The sequence below is a fragment of the Pseudomonas inefficax genome, assembly GCF_032164165.1.
Classification (GTDB): domain Bacteria; phylum Pseudomonadota; class Gammaproteobacteria; order Pseudomonadales; family Pseudomonadaceae; genus Aquipseudomonas; species Aquipseudomonas inefficax.
In genome coordinates this window covers 5,883,719-5,903,394 of the sequence record NZ_CP134401.1, presented here as the reverse complement: position 1 = coordinate 5,903,394, position 19,676 = coordinate 5,883,719, and the positions used below count along the sequence as shown (strand labels likewise).

Below are 19,676 nucleotides of genomic sequence, written 5' to 3'. Positions count from 1 at the left end.
ATCGATTATCGGGAGGTCGCCATGGGCGCGCTACTGAACCTGGTCGAACGCAACCTGCATGAAGTGCAGGTCGACGCCGACCGCATGCTGTTCCATATCCCCAGCAGTTCGCTGTTCACCGCCGACGCGGTGACCGGCGGCATCATCGACACCCTGCGCCAGCAAGGCTGCTCGGCCGAGGAGCTGATGCAGCGCCTTGGCCAGCAGTTTGCCGGCAGCGATATCCAGGACACCCTGCGCGAGCTGATCGCGCTGGAGCTGGTCAGCGACGGCTCGCCGCTGACCCCGGAAATCGCCCTCAAGCAGGTTGAGCGCACGGCGCTGAACACCGTGGTGCTCAACGTCAACACCGGCTGTAACCTCAGCTGCACCTACTGCTACAAGGAAGACCTGGACAAACCGTCCGCGGGCAAGAAGATGAGTACCGCCACTGCCGAGGCTTCGGTGGAGATGCTGCTCAAGGAGTCGCCCGACGAGCAGCGTTACAGCGTGGTGTTCTTCGGTGGCGAGCCGCTGTCCAATCGCCCATTGATCGAGCACATGGTCGCCTACTGCGAGCGGCGCTTCGCCGAGGCGGGCAAGCAGGTGGAGTTCATCATGACCACCAATGCCACCTTGCTCACCGAAGAGATCATCGACTGGCTCAATGCCCACCGCTTCGGCCTGTCGATCAGCATCGACGGCCCCAAGACCGTGCACGACCGCAACCGCATCACCGTGGGCGGGCAGGGCACCTATGACGTGGTGCGGCGCAAGGTCGACATGCTGCTGTCGCGCTACCACAGCCGCCCGGTGGGCGCGCGGGTCACGCTGACCCGTGGCATCACCGACGTCGAGACCATCTGGAACCACCTGTTCAATGAACTGGGCTTCGCTGAAGTCGGCTTTGCCCCGGTCACCTCCGGTGACATGGCCAACTTCAACCTCACCGGCGAAGAACTGGTGCAGGTGTTCGCCAACATGAAGGCGCTGGGTCGCAAATACCTGGAGGCGGCGCTGGAGCACCGCAACATTGGCTTCTCCAACCTGCACCAGCTGATCACCGACATCCACGAAGGCCACAAGAAGGCCCTGCCGTGCGGCGCCGGGCTGAAAATGCTGGCAGTGGACCACGAGGGCGAGCTGAACCTGTGCCACCGCTTCACCGGCTCCAGCCTGCCGACCTTCGGCAATGTGCACCAGGGCGTGAAGCAGGCACAGCTCAACGACTTCCTGTCGCAGCGCCTGGACCGCAGCAACACCGGCTGCGAGAGCTGCCGCATCCGCAACCTGTGCTCCGGCGGCTGCTACCACGAAAGCTATGCCCGCTATGGCGACCCGCAGCACCCGACCTACCACTATTGCGAACTGATGCGCGACTGGGTCGACTTCGGCATCGAAGTCTACAGCCGCATCATGGCCGCCAACCCGGCCTTCATCGATCGCTACATCACCCCGCGGAAGGCGCACTGACATGAAGCACTTGAAGCCCCTGAACAACAAGGCGCGCATCCTCGAGCAGGCCGCCGCCGAAGACCGCGTCGAAGAAGTCATGGCCATGAGCGCAGTGGCGGGCTGCACCGCCACTACCGACCCGGGCTGGGAAGTGGACGCCTTTGGTGGCGTGAGCTCGCTGTGCCAGCCGATGGAGGCCGACCTGTATGGCTGCTCCGACCCTTGCTGGTGGCCGGCCCAGGTGCCGGACATGATGAGCACCTACCAGGACTGGAACGCCCAGGCGAGCAACTCTGCTGAAGACTGGCGCAACCTCGGCACCGTGTTCCCGAAAGACAAGTGACCGGCCCAACAAGAATGACAAGGGGAAACCGCATGAAAGCTGGACGCTGCGCGTCACTCGCGCTCACCATCGCCGCCACGGCCTGTGCCGGGCTGGTACACGCCGCCGCCACCGGGCCGGCGCTGAAGGCTGGCCACGAATACATGATCGTGACCAACTACCCGAACAACCTGCACGTGGTCGATGTGGCCAGTGACACGGTGTACAAGAGCTGCGTGATGCCCGACAAGTTCGGCCCAGGCACCGCGATGATGGCGCCCGACAACCGCACCGCCTACGTGCTCAACAACCACTACGGTGATATCTACGGCATCGACCTGGACACCTGCAAGAACACCTTCCACGCCAACCTGTCGAGTGTGCCGGGTGAGGTGGGCCGGTCGATGTACTCGTTCGCCATCAGCCCGGACGGCAAGGAAGTGTACGCCACGGTCAACCCGACCCAGCGCCTGAACGACCACTACGTGGTCAAGCCACCGCGGCTGGAAGTGTTCAGCACCGCCGATGGCCTTGAGGCCAAGCCGGTGCGCACCTTCCCGATGCCGCGCCAGGTGTACCTGATGCGTGCGGCGGACGATGGCAGCCTGTACGTCGCCGGGCCGGACATCTACAAGATGGATGTGAACACCGGCAAGTACACGGTGGCCTTGCCGCTGCGCAACTGGAACCGCAAAGGCTACAGCGCCCCGGACGTGCTGTACTTCTGGCCGCACCAGAGCGCGCGCCATGAATTCTCGATGCTGTACACCATTGCCAGGTTCAAGGATGACAAGCAGGACCCGGCCACCGCCGATCTGCTGTATGGCTACCTGAGCGTCGACCTTAAGACCGGCAAGACCCACACCCAGGAATTTGCCGACCTGACCGAGCTGTACTTCACCGGGCTGCGTTCGCCGAAAGACCCCAACCAGATCTACGGCGTGCTCAACCGCCTGGCCAAGTACGACCTGAAACAGCGCAAGCTGATCAAGGCGGCGAATCTGGACCACACTTACTACTGCGTGGCCTTCGACAAGAAGGGCGACAAGTTGTACCTGGGCGGCACCTTCAACGACCTGGCGGTGTTCAACCCGGATACGCTGGAGAAGGTGAAGAACATCAAGTTGCCGGGTGGCGACATGTCCACCACTACGCCGCAGGTGTTCATCCGTTAAACCGGTGTTGCTTTCTTCGCGGGTAAACCCGCTCCCACAAGGACCTCCACAGGGGCTGAATGTGGTGCGGTCCCTGTGGGAGCGGGTTTACCCGCGAAGAGGCCCGCTCAATCAACACAAGAACAACAAGAGACCGCCATGCCCCAGCCAAGCTACTCCCAGGGCAACCAGGACAAACCCCTGCTTACCCAGTGCATCGGCGACGCTTTCGACACCACCGTCGCTCGCTTCCCTGCCCGTGACGCCCTGGTGGTCCGCCACCAGGCCCTGCGCTACACCTGGCAGCAACTGGCCGAAGCCGTCGACCAGCACGCCTGTGCGCTGATGGCCCTGGGCGTACAGCCCGGTGATCGCCTCGGCATCTGGGCGCCCAACTGCGCAGAGTGGTGCATCACCCAGTTCGCCAGCGCCAAGGTGGGCGCGATCCTGGTCAATATCAACCCGGCCTACCGCTCCAGCGAACTGGACTACGCCCTCGGTCAGTCCGGCTGCCGCTGGGTGATCTGCGCCGACGCGTTCAAGACCTCCGACTACCACGCCATGCTGCTGGGCCTGGTCCCGGGCCTGGCCGGTGGCCAGCCGGGCGCCCTGATCTGCGAACGCTTCCCCGAACTGCGCGGTGTGGTCAGCCTGGCCGCCGCGCCACCGCCGGGCTTTCTCGCCTGGCACGACCTGCAGGCCCGTGCCGTGGCCATCAGCCGCGAGGCCCTGGCCGAGCGCCAGGCGCAGCTGCACTGCGACGACCCGATCAATATCCAGTACACCTCGGGCACCACCGGTTTCCCGAAAGGCGCGACCCTCAGCCACAGCAACATCCTCAACAACGGCTACATGGTCGGTGAAAGCCTGGGCCTGACCGAGCATGACCGGCTGGTGGTGCCGGTGCCGCTGTACCACTGCTTTGGCATGGTCATGGCCAACCTCGGCTGCATGACCCACGGCAGCACCCTGATCTACCCCAACGACGCCTTCGACCCGCTGGCCACCCTGCGCGCCGTGGCGGAAGAAAAGGCCACTGCGTTGTATGGCGTGCCAACCATGTTCATCGCCGAGCTGGACCACCCCCAGCGTGGCGAGTTCGACCTCTCGAGCCTGCGCACCGGGATCATGGCCGGCGCCACCTGCCCGATCGAAGTGATGCGCCGGGTGATCGGCGAGATGCACATGGCCGAGGTGCAGATTGCCTACGGCATGACCGAAACCAGCCCGGTGTCGCTGCAGACCGGTGCCAGCGACGACCTGGAGCGCCGCGTGACCAGCGTCGGGCGCACCCAGCCGCGGCTGGAGAACAAGGTGATCGATGCCGACGGCAACACCCTGCCACGTGGCGAGATCGGCGAGCTGTGCACGCGGGGTTACAGCGTGATGCTGGGCTACTGGAACAACCCCAAGGCCACGGCCGAGAGCATCGATGAGGACGGCTGGATGCACACTGGCGACCTGGCGGTGATGGACGAGCAGGGCTATGTGCGTATTGTCGGGCGCAGCAAGGACATGATCATTCGTGGCGGCGAGAACATCTACCCGCGCGAGCTGGAGGAGTTCTTCTTCACCCACCCGGCGGTGGCCGATGTGCAGGTGATTGGCGTGCCGTGCAGCAAGTACGGCGAAGCGATCGTGGCCTGGGTGCGGTTGCATCCGGGGCATACGGCCAGTGCGGAGGAACTGCGCGATTGGGCGAAGGCGCGGATCGCGCACTTCAAGGTGCCGCGGTACTTCCGCTTTGTCGATGAGTTCCCGATGACGGTGACCGGCAAGGTGCAGAAGTTCCGCATGCGCGAGATCAGTGTCGAGGAGCTGTCTGCCGGGTGATGTGTCGCCTGTGCTGGCCTCTTCGCGGGTAAACCCGCTCCCACAGGTTCTTCACTGCCCTTGAGACCTGTGTAGTACCTGTGGGAGCGGGTTTACCCGCGAAGAGGCCGGCACAGGCAGTAGATGATTTCAGCCTTGCAGCAACTCCGGGCTGTTGAAGTTGCTCAACCTGCGATCATCGTCGGCACATTCCAGCCCCTGCACCGCCACGCGCAGCAGGGCCTTCTGCAAACTCCGCTCACCCGCCGCCCAGGCTTGTTCCAGCACCGGCAACACCCGGCGTGGCAGCACGCTGAACATCGGCTGCCAGTACCCACCCTGGCGCACCATGGCCGCACTGTCACTGGTCACCGCCAGCCGCAGCAGGTCCTCGATCAACCCCCGGTCGACCAGCGGCGCATCACAGGCCAGCAGCAACACCCATTCATGCCGCGCCACCTTGAGCCCGGCAATCACCCCCGCCAACGGCCCGGGGTAGTCCGCCTCGGCATCGCCCACCAACTGGTCGGCATAGGCCCGGTAGGCATCCTGGTTGCGGTTGCAGGAAATCACCAAATCATCGCTGAGCGGCCGTGCCACGCGCTGCACATGCGCCACCAGCGGTTCGCCCTGCCAGTCGACCAGGCCCTTGTCACGGCCGCCCATGCGCTGGCCGCGGCCACCGGCCAGAATGAGGATGGAGCACGAGGGAAGGGCGTCAGGCATGAAAAAGGGTTCCGGGCAGTCATTGCCGGGAACCCTCCCATTTCACGCGGGGCTTGTCCAGTCAGCTGTCGCTGGTCACGGCCTGCGTGTCGGCATTACCCGCCTGGCGCCGCCCTGCAAGGCGCATCACCACCACGAAGAACACCGGCACGAACACCACCGCCAGGGTGGCGCTGAGCATGCCGCCGATCACCCCGGTGCCGATTGCCTGCTGGCTGGCCGAACTGGCGCCGCTGGCAATGGCCAGCGGTACCACGCCCAGGATGAACGCCAGCGAGGTCATCACGATCGGCCGCAAGCGCAGGCGCGCAGCCTGCACGGCAGCGTCCGCGGCATCGACGCCCTGGTCGACCAGGCTCTTGGCGAACTCGATGATCAGAATGGCATTCTTCGCCGACAGGCCGATCAGGGTGATCAGGCCGACCTTGAAGAACACGTCGTTGGGCATGCCGCGCAGGGTCACCGCCAGCACCGCACCGAGCACGCCCAGCGGTACTACCAGCAGTACTGCGGTGGGGATCGACCAGCTTTCGTACAGCGCTGCCAGGCACAGGAACACCACCAGCAATGACAGCGCCATCAGCATCGGAGCCTGGCTGCCGGACAGCCGCTCCTGCAGCGACAGGCCAGTCCATTCCAGGCCGGCGCCGGCCGGCAGCTGGGCCACCAGGCGTTCGATTTCGGCCATGGCTTCGCCCGAACTGTAGCCGGCCGCCGGCTCGCCCGAGATCGACACCGCCGGGTAGCCGTTGTAGCGGGTCAGCTGCACCGGGCCGCTGACCCACCTGGCCTGGACGAAGGCGCCCAGCGGCACCATCTTGCCGCTGTCGTTGCGCACGTGGATCTTCAGCAGGTCTTCGACCTGGCTGCGCTGGTCGCCTTCGGCCTGCACCACCACCCGCTGCATGCGGCCCTGGTTGGGGAAGTCGTTGACGTAGCTGGAGCCCACGGCCACGTCCAGCACAGAGCCGATATCGGCAAACGATACGCCCAGGGCATTGGCCTGGCGGCGGTCGATTTCCAGCTGCACCTGCGGGCTTTCCGCCAGCGAAGCTTCGCGCACGTTGGTCAGCACCTTGCTCTTGCCGGCGTTGGCCAGCAGTTCGTCGCGCGCGGCCATCAGCTCGGCGTGGCCCATGCCGCCGCGGTCCTGCAGGCGGAACTCGAAGCCGGTCGACTCGCCAAGGCCGTCGATCGGCGGTGGCAGCACGGCGTAGGCCACGGCGTCCTTGAGCTGGGTGAAAGCCATGGTCGCGCGGTCGGCGATCGACTGGGCGCTGTCGTCGGCGCCGCGTTCGGACCAGTCCTTGAGCGTGGTAAAGGCCAGCGCCGCGTTCTGCCCGCTGCCCGAGAAGCTGAAACCCAGGATCAAGGTGGTGTTACCCACGCCCGGCTCTTCGGCGTTGTGCGCCTCGATCTGTGCCGCCACCTGTTCGGTGCGCATGCGGCTGGCCCCGGGCGGCAGCTGGATGTCGGTGATGGTGTAGCCCTGGTCTTCGGTGGGCAGGAACGCGGTGGGCAGTTGGCTGAAGCCGTAGCCCAGCACCGCCAGCAGCACCGCATATACCAGCAGGTAGCGGCCGCTGCGCTTGAGCGCCTGCACGACCCAGCGCTGGTAGCTGTTGCTCATGCCTTCGAAGCGGCGGTTGAACCAGCCGAAGAAGCCCTTGCGTTCGTGGTGCTCGCCCTTGGCTACCGGCTTGAGCAGGGTGGCGCATAGCGCCGGGGTCAGGCTGAGGGCCAGGAACGCCGAGAACAGGATCGACACTGCCATCGACAGCGAGAACTGCTGGTAGATCACCCCTACCGAGCCTTGCATGAAGGCCATGGGCAAGAATACCGCCACCAGCACCAGGGTAATACCGACGATCGCGCCGCTGATCTGGCCCATGGCCTTGCGCGTGGCCTCCTTGGGCGGCAGGCCTTCCTCGGCCATGATCCGCTCGACGTTTTCCACCACCACGATGGCATCGTCGACCAGGATGCCGATGGCCAGCACCATGCCGAACAGGGTCAGCACGTTGACCGAGAAGCCCATGGCCAGCATCACGGCGAAGGTGCCCATCAGGGCCACCGGTACCACCAGGGTCGGGATCAGGGTGTAGCGCAGGTTCTGCAGGAACAGGAACATCACCGCGAACACCAGCAGCATGGCTTCGAACAGGGTGTTGATGACCTGCTCGATCGACACCTTGACGAATGGCGAGGTGTCGTAGGGGATGTCGTACTTGACGCCTTCGGGGAAGTAGCGCGCCAGCTCCTGCATCTTCGCCCGCACCAGGGTGGCGGTTTCCATGGCGTTGGCGCCCGGCGACAGCTGCACGCTGAAGGCGGTGGCCGGCTTGCCGTTCAGGCGCGTGCCGTATTGGTATTCCTGGGCACCGATCTCGACCCGTGCCACATCGCCGATGGTCACCGTGGAACCGTCCGGGTTGGCGCGCAGGACTATCCCGGCGAACTCCTCGGGGGTGCTCAGTTGGCCCTTGACCACCACGTTGGCGGTGATTTCCTGGGTGCCACGGCTGGGCAGGTCACCAATGCTGCCGGGCGCCACCTGGGCGTTCTGCGCGGCGATGGCCTCAGCCACATCGTTGGGCGTTAGGTTGAAGCCGATCAGCTTGCGCGGGTCGATCCAGATGCGCATGGCGCGCTCCGAACCGTACAGCTGGGCCTTGCCGACGCCCTTGAGGCGGCGGATTTCGTCCATCACGTTGCGGGCGAGGATGTCCGACAGGGCGGTTTCGTCGAGCTTGCCGTCTTCGGAGGTGAGGGTGGCCAGCAGCAGGAAGCCGGTGGAGACCTTTTCCACCTGCAGGCCTTGCTGGGTCACCGGGCGCGGCAGGCGCGACTCGACCACCTTCAGGCGGTTCTGCACATCGACCTGGGCCAGGTCCGGGTTGGTACCCGGGGCGAAGGTGGCGGTGATGGTGGCGCTGCCCAGGCTGCTCTGCGATTCGAAGTACAGCAGGTTGTCGGCGCCGTTGAGCTCCTGCTCGATCAGGCTGACCACGCTCTCGTCCATGGTCGCCGCCGAAGCGCCCGGGTACACGGCGTAGATTTCCACCTGCGGCGGGGCCACGTTGGGGTACTGGGCCACCGGCAGCTGCGGGATCGCCAGGGCACCGGCCAGCAGGATGAACAGGGCGACCACCCAGGCGAATACCGGGCGGTCGATGAAGAATTGCGGCATGAATCAGGCCCTCACTGGCCAGTGTGCTGTGCGATGGGCGATGCCCCTGGTGCGTTGTCGACCTGCACCTGGTCACCGGCCTTGACGTGTTGCAGGCCCTCGACCACCACCCGTTCGCCGGGGGCCAGGCCTTCGCTGACGATCCAGCGGTCGCCCTGGGCGCTGCCCAGGACCACCTGGCGGTCGCTGACCCGGGCCTGCGCATCGACCACCAGCACCTTGGGTACGCCGGCGCTGTCGCGCAGGATGGCACGCTGCGGCACGCTCAGGCCCTTGGGTTGCACGGCCTGTTCCAGGCGTACGCGCACGTAGCTGCCGGGCAGCAGGTCGAGGTCCGGGTTGGGGAACTCGCTGCGCAGGGTGATCTGGTTGGTGCTGGGGTCGACGCTGATGTCGGAGAACAGCAGTTTGCCTGGCAGCGGGTAGGTGCTGCCATCGTCCTGGATCAGCGTGGCCCGGGCCTGGCCGTCGCCGACCTGCTGCAGCTCGCCGGCACGCAGGGCGCGGCGCAGGGCGTTGAGCTCGCGGGTCGACTGGGTGACATCGGCGTGGATCGGGTCCAGCTGCTGGATGGTCGCCAGTGGCGTGGTCTCGTTCTGCCCGACCAGCGCACCTTCGGTGACTTGGGCGCGGCCGATACGGCCGGAAATCGGCGCGGTCACGGTGGCGTAGCCGAGGTTGAGCCGGGCGCGCTCCAGCGCGGCCCTGGCCTCGGCCACTGCGGCATCGGCCTGCAGGTAGCTGGCCTTGGCGTTGTCGTATTCCTGGCGGCTGACGGCCTTGTCGTCGACCAGCTCGCGGTAGCGCTGTTCCTGCAGGCGCGCCTGGTACAAGGTGGCCTCGGCCTTGGCCAAGGTGGCGCGGGCGCTGTCATGGTCGGCCTTGAACGGTGCCGGGTCGATCAGGAACAGCACATCGCCCTGCCTGACGTCGCTGCCTTCACGATACACCCGCTTGAGCACCACGCCCGCGACCCGCGCGCGCACTTCGGCGGTGCGCGGCGCCAGGATGCGGCCGCTGAGCTCACTGCTGATGGCCAGTGGCTGCAATTGCAGGGTTTCCACCCGCACTTGCGGGGTGGGGGCCTGTTCTTCCTGTTCGGCGCTGTCGTCGCAGCCGGCCAGGGATAGGCCCAGGAACGCCAGAAGCGCCAATGGGCGCAGGCGTGGGGGGAGGGTAGTAGGCATACGGATCTTCCGATGATGACCCCGGTATGCTACGGCAGGCGTTCCTTGGGTGGCTGTTAATACCTGTAGGACGAGTGTGAAAAAGTGTTAAGAACAATCCTTTCGATCTGTAGGGTTCTATATTCTGCGTATACCTGTACCGACCTCTTCGCGGGTAAACCCGCTCCCACAGGGACCGCACAGCATCTGGAACCTGTGCAGTCCCTGTGGGAGCGGGTTTACCCGCGAAGAGGCCGGCAAGGCCTACCACAACCCAGACTTCCAAGCGCCTATGCCGAATATTTTCCTGGTCGAAGACGACAGCGCCCTGTCCGAGCTGATCGCCAGCTACCTGCAACGCAACGACTTCCATGTCCAGGTGATCGCCCGTGGCGATCATGTGCTGGACGAGTACCGCCGGCAAAAGCCCGACCTTGTCATCCTTGACCTGATGCTGCCGGGCATCGATGGCCTGCAGCTGTGCCGCCTGCTGCGCCAGGAGTCGCAGAGCCTGCCAATCCTGATGCTGACTGCCCGCGACGACAGCCACGACCAGGTCCTGGGCCTGGAAATGGGCGCCGACGACTACGTGACCAAACCCTGCGAGCCGCGTGTGCTGCTGGCCCGCGTGCGCACCTTGCTGCGCCGCAGCAGCGTCAACGAGCCGCGCCTGGACAACGACCTGATCCTGATCGGTGGCCTGCGCATCGACCTGGCCGAGCGCACCGTGAGCTGGCGCGGCGATGAGGTGGAGCTGTCCAGCGGCGAGTACAACCTGCTGGTGGTACTGGCGCGCAATGCCGGCGAGGTGCTGAACCGCGACCGCATCCTGCAGCAACTGCGCGGTATCGAATTCAACGGTACCGACCGCTCGGTGGATGTGGCCATCTCCAAGCTGCGGCGCAAGTTCGACGATAACGCCGGCGAAGCGCGCAAGATCAAGACCGTGTGGGGCAAGGGCTACCTGTTCAGCCGCGTCGAGTGGGAGTGCTGACCGGCCATGCTGAAGATTCTGGTGCGGCTGTACCTGGTGATCATCGTTGCCTATGCCGGTGCGCTGTTGTTCATCCCCGACACCATCGTCGGCCTGTTCCAGGACCGCTTCATGGCCTACAACCTGGACCAGGCCAAGGGCGTGCAGTCGCTGATCGTGCGCCAGTTCCGCCAGGCCCCGCGCGAGCAGTGGCCGGCGGTGGAGCAAGAGCTGGCCAGTGATTTCGCGCCGCTGGAACTGCAGCTGCTGCGCATGGACCAGGCCGACCTGAGCGAGGACGAGCAGGCGCGCCTGGAGCATGGCCTGTACGCCGTGCGCATCGCCGAATGGGGCTACTACGAGACCGTGCTGGCGCCGCTGGACGGGGAATGGCTGGTGCGCCTGCATTCACCACCAGACCCGCTGGATATCAACGTGCTGTCGTGGGGCGTGACCGTACTGATCGGTGCAGCCATGCTCGGTTGCCTGCTGCTGTGGGTTTGGCCGCACTGGCGCGACCTGGAGCGCCTGAAGGAAACCGCCCGGCGCCTTGGCCAGGGGCAGATGTCTGAGCGTACGCACATCTCGCCGCACTCCAACATCGGTGAGCTGGCCGGGGTGTTCGACACCATGGCCAGTGACCTGGAGCGCCATGTCAACCAGCAGCGCGAGCTGCTCAATGCGGTGTCGCACGAGTTGCGCACGCCGCTGACCCGTCTGGATTTCGGCCTGGTGCTGCTGTTCGACGAGGTACCGCCGGCCAGCCGCAAGCGCTTGCTGGAGCTGGTGGGGCATGTGCGTGAGCTGGATGAGCTGGTGCTGGAGCTGTTGTCCTACAGCCGGTTGTACAACGCCGACCAGGCACGCGAGCGGGTCGAGGTGTCGTTGCTGGAGCTGGTCGATAGCGTGCTCGGCGGCTTTGCCGAGGAACTCGATGGCCGGGGTATCCAGTGGGAGGTGCGCGCCGAGGGAGACTTGCCGCGTTTTGTACTGGACCCACGGCTGACGGCACGGGCGGTGCAGAACCTGGTGCGCAATGCCATGCGTTACTGCGACGAGAGCCTGTTGCTGCGCTTGCGCCTGGAGGACGATGGCGCCTGCCTGTTGACAGTGGAGGATGACGGGATCGGTATTCCGGTGGAGGAGCGCGAGCGGATTTTCCAGCCGTTCTACCGCCTGGACCGTAGCCGTGACCGCAATACCGGCGGGTTTGGCCTGGGCCTGGCGATCAGTCGGCGGGCGATCGAGGGGCAAGGTGGGACCTTGACCGTGGCGCAGTCAGCGCTGGGTGGGGCGCAGTTCCGCATTCGTTTGCCTGCCGGTTGATGGATTGCCTGTGCCGGCCTCTTCGCGGGTAAACCCGCTCCCACAAGGACCGCACAGATTTCAAACACTGTAGAGAACCTGTGGGAGCGGGTTTACCCGCGAAAGGGCCGGGCCTGCTAACCCTGGTCCTCCACAGGGACCGCACAGATTTCAAACACTGTGGAGCACTTGTGGGAGCGGGCGAGCCCGCGAAGAGGCCGGGCCTGCTAACCCTGGTCTGCCAGCCGGGCTGACCACAGCACAAACCGGTCCTTGCCACTGTGCTTGGCCGCGTACAACGCCTGGTCGGCACGCACCAGCGCCGTGGTCAGGCTGTCGCCCTGGCCCACCCGGGCCAGGCCGATGCTGACAGTCACCGGGTGCTCGCCAACGTCTTCGCGCACCCGTTGGCACAGCGCCGCCACCCGTTGCTCGGCGCCTTGCTGGTCCAGCCCCTGGAAAAAGATCGCGAATTCCTCACCGCCCAGGCGGGCAAACGTGTAATCGGCCATGCTCGCCTTGATATGCAGGGCCACGCGCTTGAGCACTTCATCGCCCACGTCATGGCCGAAACGGTCATTCACCCGTTTGAAGTTGTCGATGTCGACCATCGCCAGGTACTGCTCGGCGTTGGCCAGGCGCAGTTGGCGGTCGGCCTGGGCCATGAACGAACGGCGGTTGGGAATTTCGGTCAGGGCATCGACATAGGCCTGGTCCAGCAGCACCTTGGAAAGATAGAAGTTATGCAGCTTGGCCTTGCGCATCTGCAGGTAGCTGTAGATGACCAGGCCGCTGAGGAATACTGCATAGCTGATCAGCATGGCGCCTTCGAGTTCGTCCGGCCCGATACGGGTGTGGTAGAACGGATTGAGCACCACCCAGGTGATGGCCATGGCGCAGAAGAACGACCAGCGCCGCACCGGTAGCACCGACACGGCATACAGCACGGTGGAGACCCCGAGCACCAGCCACACCGGGCGCAGGGCTACCGGAATGCCTTCGATCACCAGTCGCATACCCAAGGTGATGGCGGTGATGAACAGCAGGTTGAGCACATCGAAGTGATGGCTGCGCCGGGTGAACCGCAGCACCACGGTGAGGCTGCCGAGCAGGGCGATGAACAGGCCGGACAGCCAGGTGATACCCTGGCCGCCGAGGAAGCTGACGATCAGGTCGAAGACCAGCCAGATCAGGATGCTGAGGCAGAACACCAGCAGGCAGAACGGGCGCATGGCCTCGAATTCGTGCTGGCGAAACTCGGCGCGCAGGGCGGCGGGGGCGACCTGCTTGCGCACGTGGGTTTCGATGGTCTTGAACATCGGGGGGCTCCTGGGAGTACAGCATGACCAGGCCCGGCCCATTCGCGGGTGAACCCGCTCCCACAGAGACCGCACAGATTTTCAACCCTGTGGGGGACCTGTGGGAGCGGGTTTACCCGCGAAGAGGCCGGTACTGGAGACTCAATTCTTGGGCAGAACACCCAGGGCCCAAGGCCGGTAACGCAGGTCGAACACCGCCTCGGCATGGCACCCGCCGCCCAGCTTCGGCTGGGCAGGCTCGGCCCGAAACGCCTGCCCTGGCGCGCTCACCTGGCGGAACGCCTCGCGCACCACGCCCACCCAGCACGGCAAGGCCTGCTCGTAGCCCTGGCGCACCAGCGCGGGCAAGCGCCCGGTCCCGGTGCCATCCTGCCACCACACAGTCAAGCCCAACCCGGCCAGTTGATCCAGCCATGCGGCATTGGCCCGCGGTGAAAGTTTTCCGGCGCTGAAAGCGCTGATATGCAAAGGCTTGTCCAGTTGCCGGTTGAAGGCCTGCAGCTGGCTGTTCAGGGCATCACGGCGCTCGGTCTCGCGAAAATGATGATCGTCCAGTTCCAGGGGCAGGTACCAGCCGTCCACCGGCAACTGCCACGCCTGGCGCAGTTGCCGGTACTGGCTGAGCGAGCGCCCCAACTGCGCCTTCCAGTAACTGTTCAGGCCTTCACCATCCAGTTCGTCGAGACGTTGGTAATAGGCCGGGTCCATGTACAGCCCCAGCACCAGTTGCAGGCCCTGGGCGCGCGCGCTGCGCAGGCTGTCGGCCAGCCAGCCCTGGGCACCGCCGAAATCGCTGTCGCCATAGGCGCTCCACTGCACGATCAGGGTCTTGCCGCCCTGGGCCACGGTGGCGCGCCACAGTTGCTGCCACTGGGCGGGGGTGACATTGGCGTCGCGGTTCAGGGGTTGGTAGAACAGGCGCTGGTCGGCGCTGGCTGGCAGCCACAGGGCAAGCAGGCAGAGGGCCAGGAACGTACGCATCAGAAGGTCATCTCCGCACCGACCAGCACGCCGTTGGCGCGCTCGTATAGATTGCCGCCCAGCGACTGCTGGTATTCGGCACGCACTTTCAGCGAACCGCGGTAGGCGTTGTAGCGGTCGTCATCGAACCACCATTGCCAGCGCACACCAACCCCGGCCCGGGCGTCCTGGCGCCAGTCGTTGCTCGGGTCCTGGCTGGAAAACTCGACAAAGCCATAGGGCATGATGGTTTGCGGCGAGCTGCCCGGCAGTTTCCAGGCGTGGCCCTGCTGGTAGCGCGACAGCCAGGCGTGGTCGCCGGCACGGGTCCACCAGGCGGCGTCGAGGTAGAGGAAGCGCTCGTTCCAGTCGTCTTCATCGACCCGCCAGTCGTTGCGCCAGTCGCCCTGGTCGAGGAACGAGGCGGTGGCACGCAACAGCAGGTCGTTGCTCGATTCGGCGTGGTGACGCAGGTCGCCCCAGTTGCCGCCGACCTTGGCCGGGCTCAGCAGCTGGCCCAGGCTCAGCCCGCGGTAGTGTTCCTCGTCGATCTGGCGCTGGTGGTACAGCTCGGCATACAGGTTGAGGTTGGCCTGGCCGAATGGCTTGTAGCGCAAGCCGACACCGGTGCCCATGCTTTGCGCGTAGTCGGTGCGGCTTTGGCCACCGAACAGCACCCGGCCATACACCGACAGGGTGCTGCCGTTGCGGCTGGGTTCTTCGCCCAGGGCATGGTCCCACATGGCCAGTTGCACGTTCTGCGATTGCGCGCGGCGTGAAGTGCCGGTGCGCTGGCCATTGTCGAGGAACTTGTCGTTGGTCGAGGTGCCGGCCGGCGACCAGGTGCTGGCCAGGGTGATGGTGTCGCGCCGTGACAGTGTTTCGTGGGCGCGGCGCTGGCGGTACTTGCGGGCTTCCAGGCTGCCGTATTCGTCGTCGCCGTCGACCAGGTCCTGCTCCACATCGAGAATGCGGCGCAGTTCGCGGCGCGCCGAAGCGCTGTCTTCAGCTTCGTCGTAGCGCAGGGCCAGGGTTTCGCCGAGGCGGTAGTCCTCGGGGAAGTCGCGGGTGGCGCGCTCCAGGTAGGGAATTGACTGGCGGCGCTGGGCCTTGTCCGTCGAGCCGGCCAGGCGCATGCCGTAGTCGGCGCGGTAGCGTGGCTGGTCGGGGGCCAGGCGCACGGCTTCGGCCAGCCAGGCGCTGCTCTGGGCGCTGTCGCCAGCCAGTTGCGCGGTGCTGGAGGCGGCATAGTAATGGTCTGCCCGCGGGTTGTGCGCCAGGGCCTGGCGCTGGAAGCCCAGCGCCGCTTGGTAATCGCCTTGGCGCTGGGCGATGGCAGCACCGAGGGCCCAGTCGTCGGCGCTGTCGTGCGCGGCGGCGTCCCAGTAGCGCCGGGCTGCTTGTGCGTCGCCAGCGTTCAGCGCGCCACGGGCGGCGGTGAGGCGGGCGTTGTCGGTCCAGGCGCTGTCCGGCTGGGTGCGCCAGATGGGCAGGGCCGCTTCGGAGTCGCCTGCGGCTTCCAGGGCATAGGCCAGGGGCAAGCGACTGCCGCTGTCGCCCAGGCGCTCGGCAGCCTGGTAGTAGACCACCGCTGCGCCTGGCTGGTCGGGCATGGCGCAACGGCCCAGGGCGCGGTACTGGCCAGGCTCGCTCGGGGTGGCCGGTACGGCCTGGCGCACGGCATCGCATTGGCCAGCCTCGGCCAGGCGGCCGAGCAGCTGGGCACGAGTACCGGCATCGACGCGGGGCATCAGGCCGAGCATGCGGCGGCTGTCCAGCGGCCCGTCGTTACGCGCATAGAGGTTGCCAAGGCGCTGCAGCAGCGACGGTGCAAGGCGGCCCTGGTGGCGGTCGTAGGCCTGCTCCAGCAGTTGCCGGGCGTGTTCGCCATGGCCCTGTTGGGCCAGCAGGAAGGTGGCTTGCTCCAGTGCGGCCATATCGCCGCTCTGCCGATAGCGTTGCTCCCATTCGGCAGCGGTGCGTGGTTGCGGCGGCTGGGGCGGGTCGCCGTACAGACGTTGCTTGAGCACGGCGTAGGCCCTGGGGTCGCTGCTGGCGGTGCAGCCTTTGAACTGCTCACGCGCCAGCTCTGGGTCGCGACGCGACAGCCAGTCGACGGTTTCCAGGCAGGGCCGTTGCAGTTCGTTGCTCAGGCGCTGTACCAGCGGCGCGTCGTCGCCTTCGCGGGCCAGTTCCCACAGTTGCTGGCGCTGGTCGGGCTGGTTCAACTGCTCATCCGGCAGTGCTTGCAGCCAACGCTTTGCCTGTTGATTGTGGCCGACGGCGATGGCGCGGTTGGCCATGGCCAAGCGAGCCTGGTTGGCCGCTTCGGGGGACGGGGCGCTGGGCAGCAGCGCGTTCAGCCCTTGTTCATCCACCTGCTGGATGTAGGCATTGGCCAGGCGCTGCCAGTCTTGCGCAGGCAGTTGGCCTTGGTCGGCCAGGGGCTGCAGCTGTTCGATGGTTTCCTTCCAGTTGCGCAGCTGTTCGGCGAAGTTGGCCCGGGCCAGGCGCAGCACTTGGCCATCGCCCTTTGGCGGCAGCTGGTTGAGCCAGTCCAGCGCCTTGGCGGCGCCGCCGAACTTGGCCAGGCTCAGGCTGTAGGCCTGCCACAGGCGCACCCGGTGAGTGCCGTCGCTGCTGGCCAGCCATTGTTCCACCTGGCTGGCCGGCGGCGGGTCCTGTTCGATCCAGGCCAGGCGCAGTTCAAGCAGGGCGTTGGCGTATTCGGGGCTGTCGCCCAACTGTTCGGCAACGGCTTCGGCTTCTTTATAGCGGCGCTGGTGAGCCAGTGCCTCCACCAGCAGCGCACGGGCTTCGTCGTTGTTCGGCACCCGGCCCAGCACGTGGCGGGTCAGGCGTTCGACCTCGGCCCAGTTGTCCTTCTTCGCTTCGCGGTAGCTGCGTTCCAGGAACGGGTAGCTGGTGAACCGCTGAAAGTCGGTCATCGGTGCCGAAGCGGCGCAGGGCAGGGCGGCGGAGCACAACAACAGGCCAGTGAAAGTGAGGGAAAAGCGCGGCTTCATGCCACCTCCCGGATCAGGTCAAAGGCGGCCTGCTGTTCGCTGGCCTGTTCGATCAGGGCCTGCTGCAGCACCTGCTCGGTAATGATGCCGCGGGCAATCAGGTGCTCGCCAAGGCTCTGGTGTTCCGGATCGAAATCGATCAGCGCCTGGTTGAACAGGGTGACCGGGACCATGCCGCGCACCTGCAGCAGGGCACCGAGCATTACCTGGTGGTGGCTGACCCGTTCCAGCAGCGCTTCGTCGTCCTGATGGCGTTCGAGGATGGCCAGCATCTCGCGGGTTTCCGGCTTTTGCCAGGGGCTTGGGTAGTGGTAGCGCAGGCCCAGGGTCACCCGGCCCTGGGGCGCCAGGCGGGCGCTGACCGGGCGCTTCAGTTGGCGACTGATCACCCCGAGCGACACCTGGCTGACCGGGCTTTCGCTGGCCAGGACCAGGGTGTCGCCGTCTTCGCCCACCGGCAGTACGCCGTAGTGCGTCGCCAGCTTGCGCGGCAGTTTGGCGATCAGCTGCGGGTCGAGCTTGAACGGGTTCAATGGTGCCCAGGGCAGGTCCAGTTGCTCGGCCAGGGTGGCGACCAGCTGTTCGCTGTTCAGCCAGCCGCGCAGCAGCAGCTCGCGGCCCAGGCGCCGGCGTACCGGGCTGGTGATCGCCTGTTGCAGCTGTTCGTCGCTGATCAGGCCCTTGGCCACCAAGCGCTGGCCCAGCGGTGTGCGTGCGGGGGCGGCGATGGCGGGGAATTCGTGCGTGGTCTTGTCCCAGGCTACGCGCCGCGAGTCACCCATTTCCATGACCTGGCGCAGCGCACGCAGGTTGGCGAAGAAGTTGACGAAGTTGCTCCACATCATCCGCGGTGCCGACAGCAGCCCTTCGCCGATGCCATAGAAGCGGGTGACGAACCAGGCGCGCTGGAACAGGCGGTTGAACAGCGTCAGCCCGTTCAGCCACAGCAAGGTGGTCAGCAACCAGCTGTCACTGAGGATAGACATGAAGCGCCACGACTCTGGCGCAATCACCGTGACCAGCCACATGGCCAGCAATACCAGCAGCAACAGGTTGACCAGGAAACTCAGCAGGTAGGCGAACAGGCCGCGGCGGTCACGCCAGAGGAAGTAGTTGAGTGCACCTTTGCGGCTCCAGCCGAGGTTGCTGGTGCCCTGGAACACGATGCCCACGATCCATCGCGATTTCTGCCGGATGGCATGCTGCCAGTCGCGCGGGAAATGCTCGCGCACGCAGATCACCTGGGAAAATTCGCGGCTCATGCCTGGGCGCCACTCCTGCTTCAGGGTCAGTGCCGGGTCGGTGATGGAGTAGCGCGCGAAAATGCACTTCATGCCCTTCTGTTTCAGGCGGAAACCGATGTCGTAGTCTTCGGTGAGGCTCTGTACGTCGAAGGCGATGCCGTCGCCGTCCTCGAGCAGCGCGCTGATGGCGCGGCGGCTGAAGCAGGTGCCGACCCCGGCGCTGGGCACCTGGCCGGTCAGGGCCTCGCGCACGATCACGTCCTTGCCGTGGTTTTCGGCGAACTCGTCGACATAGTGGCCTGCCGTGAAGCCTTTCCATTCCGGTGCGTAGGGGTACACCGGGATCTGGATCATGTCCTTGTTCGGCAGCAGGTAGTTGAACAGGCGCAGTTCCATGGGCGAGATCACGTCTTCGGCATCGTGCAGGATGAAACCTGCGAACTGGATGCCGGCGTCCTGCTGGAAGCGCAGCAGCGCGTCGATGATGTTGTTCAGGCAGTCGGCCTTGCTGGTGGGGCCGGGGCGCGCGCAGACCACCTTGTGCACGTTGGGGTAGTGCAGGCACACCGCGTCGACGTCGGCCTGGGTTTGTGGGTCGTTGGGGTAGGTGCCGACGAAGATCTGGTAGTTCTCGTAGTCGATGGTCGAAGCTGCCAGGCGGGCCATCTCACCGACCACGCCCACTTCGTTCCAGGCCGGGACCATGATCGCCAGGGGTTTCTCCGGTACCTCGAACAGGCGTTTCTCGTCGGCTTTTTCGTACTTGTCGTAGATGCGAAAGCGCCGGATCAGCTTGCGGCCCCAGTAGCACAGGTCGATGAACAGGTCATCCAGGCCCAGCAGGAACATCAGCGAGGCCAACGCGATCGCCAGGATCTTCAGGCCGAACAGCACATAGGTGAGAAAATCGATGAATGCCAGGCTCATGTGGCGGTCACCGGCAGGAAGGGGTGGGCCATCGTCTATATCCTCGTTCGATTCCCTGGACGAAGTTGTACGACTTGTCGCCGTTTGTACTGGATAGATACAAGCAGCCGAACGCGGG

The 19,676-nt window shown here is 65.6% G+C and carries 13 protein-coding genes; 6 read left to right on the top strand and 7 right to left on the bottom strand.

Annotation, left to right across the window (positions count from 1 at the left end; all coding sequences use genetic code 11):
- The first annotated feature begins 21 nt into the window (after window positions 1-21).
- The 4 genes from peaB to RIN61_RS26555 all read left to right on the top strand — a co-directional run bounded on the left by peaB (window position 22) and on the right by RIN61_RS26555 (window position 4,743).
- A complete protein-coding gene (peaB, locus tag RIN61_RS26570) occupies window positions 22-1,452 on the top strand; it encodes a quinohemoprotein amine dehydrogenase maturation protein (protein WP_112252507.1) in 1,431 nt (476 codons plus the stop codon).
- Between the two features lies 1 nt (window position 1,453).
- Window positions 1,454-1,777 carry a quinohemoprotein amine dehydrogenase subunit gamma gene (qhpC, locus tag RIN61_RS26565; RefSeq protein ID WP_004375838.1) on the top strand — a complete coding sequence of 108 codons (324 nt, stop codon included), beginning with the start codon at window positions 1,454-1,456 and terminating at the stop codon, window positions 1,775-1,777.
- A gap of 32 nt (window positions 1,778-1,809) precedes the next feature.
- Entirely contained in the window at window positions 1,810-2,931 is a 1,122-nt protein-coding gene (gene peaD / locus RIN61_RS26560; RefSeq protein WP_313855120.1) for a quinohemoprotein amine dehydrogenase subunit beta, read from the top strand.
- Between the two features lie 138 nt (window positions 2,932-3,069).
- Entirely contained in the window at window positions 3,070-4,743 is a 1,674-nt protein-coding gene (locus RIN61_RS26555; protein WP_252379191.1) for a fatty acid CoA ligase family protein, read from the top strand.
- A gap of 129 nt (window positions 4,744-4,872) precedes the next feature.
- On the opposite strand, the gene mobA is transcribed toward RIN61_RS26555, so the two are convergent.
- The 3 genes from mobA to RIN61_RS26540 all read right to left on the bottom strand — a co-directional run bounded on the left by mobA (window position 4,873) and on the right by RIN61_RS26540 (window position 9,825).
- Window positions 4,873-5,448: a molybdenum cofactor guanylyltransferase MobA gene (gene mobA, locus RIN61_RS26550; protein ID WP_313855116.1), complete on the bottom strand. Its 576-nt coding sequence runs from the start codon at window positions 5,446-5,448 to the stop codon at window positions 4,873-4,875.
- Window positions 5,449-5,509: 61 nt separating this feature from the next.
- Window positions 5,510-8,638 (bottom strand): efflux RND transporter permease subunit, encoded by a 3,129-nt coding sequence (locus RIN61_RS26545; RefSeq protein ID WP_112252503.1) that lies wholly within the window; start codon window positions 8,636-8,638, stop codon window positions 5,510-5,512.
- A gap of 11 nt (window positions 8,639-8,649) precedes the next feature.
- Window positions 8,650-9,825 (bottom strand): efflux RND transporter periplasmic adaptor subunit, encoded by a 1,176-nt coding sequence (locus RIN61_RS26540; protein WP_112252502.1) that lies wholly within the window; start codon window positions 9,823-9,825, stop codon window positions 8,650-8,652.
- 271 nt (window positions 9,826-10,096) lie between these two features.
- Between RIN61_RS26540 and RIN61_RS26535 the strand changes: the two genes are divergently transcribed.
- Together RIN61_RS26535 and RIN61_RS26530 are read left to right on the top strand one after the other, a co-directional pair.
- Window positions 10,097-10,798 carry a response regulator gene (locus RIN61_RS26535; RefSeq protein ID WP_112252501.1) on the top strand — a complete coding sequence of 234 codons (702 nt, stop codon included), beginning with the start codon at window positions 10,097-10,099 and terminating at the stop codon, window positions 10,796-10,798.
- Window positions 10,799-10,804: 6 nt separating this feature from the next.
- Window positions 10,805-12,103 carry an ATP-binding protein gene (locus RIN61_RS26530; RefSeq protein ID WP_112252500.1) on the top strand — a complete coding sequence of 433 codons (1,299 nt, stop codon included), beginning with the start codon at window positions 10,805-10,807 and terminating at the stop codon, window positions 12,101-12,103.
- Between the two features lie 206 nt (window positions 12,104-12,309).
- Here the strand turns inward: RIN61_RS26530 and RIN61_RS26525 are convergent, their stop codons facing one another.
- From RIN61_RS26525 to nfrB, 4 genes are all read right to left on the bottom strand, one after another.
- Window positions 12,310-13,401: a GGDEF domain-containing protein gene (locus RIN61_RS26525; RefSeq protein ID WP_112252499.1), complete on the bottom strand. Its 1,092-nt coding sequence runs from the start codon at window positions 13,399-13,401 to the stop codon at window positions 12,310-12,312.
- 141 nt (window positions 13,402-13,542) lie between these two features.
- Window positions 13,543-14,382, bottom strand: coding sequence for a DUF4434 family protein (locus RIN61_RS26520; RefSeq protein WP_313855111.1), 840 nt, complete (start codon window positions 14,380-14,382; stop codon window positions 13,543-13,545).
- Complete coding sequence (locus RIN61_RS26515) at window positions 14,382-17,387, bottom strand: phage receptor (RefSeq protein ID WP_215521346.1); 3,006 nt, start codon at window positions 17,385-17,387, stop codon at window positions 14,382-14,384. Before RIN61_RS26515 ends, RIN61_RS26520 begins: the two co-directional genes overlap by 1 nt.
- Window positions 17,384-19,558 (bottom strand): cyclic di-3',5'-guanylate-activated glycosyltransferase NfrB, encoded by a 2,175-nt coding sequence (nfrB, locus tag RIN61_RS26510; protein ID WP_313855108.1) that lies wholly within the window; start codon window positions 19,556-19,558, stop codon window positions 17,384-17,386. The genes RIN61_RS26515 and nfrB overlap by 4 nt, the downstream gene beginning before the upstream one ends.
- Window positions 19,559-19,676 lie beyond the last annotated feature (118 nt).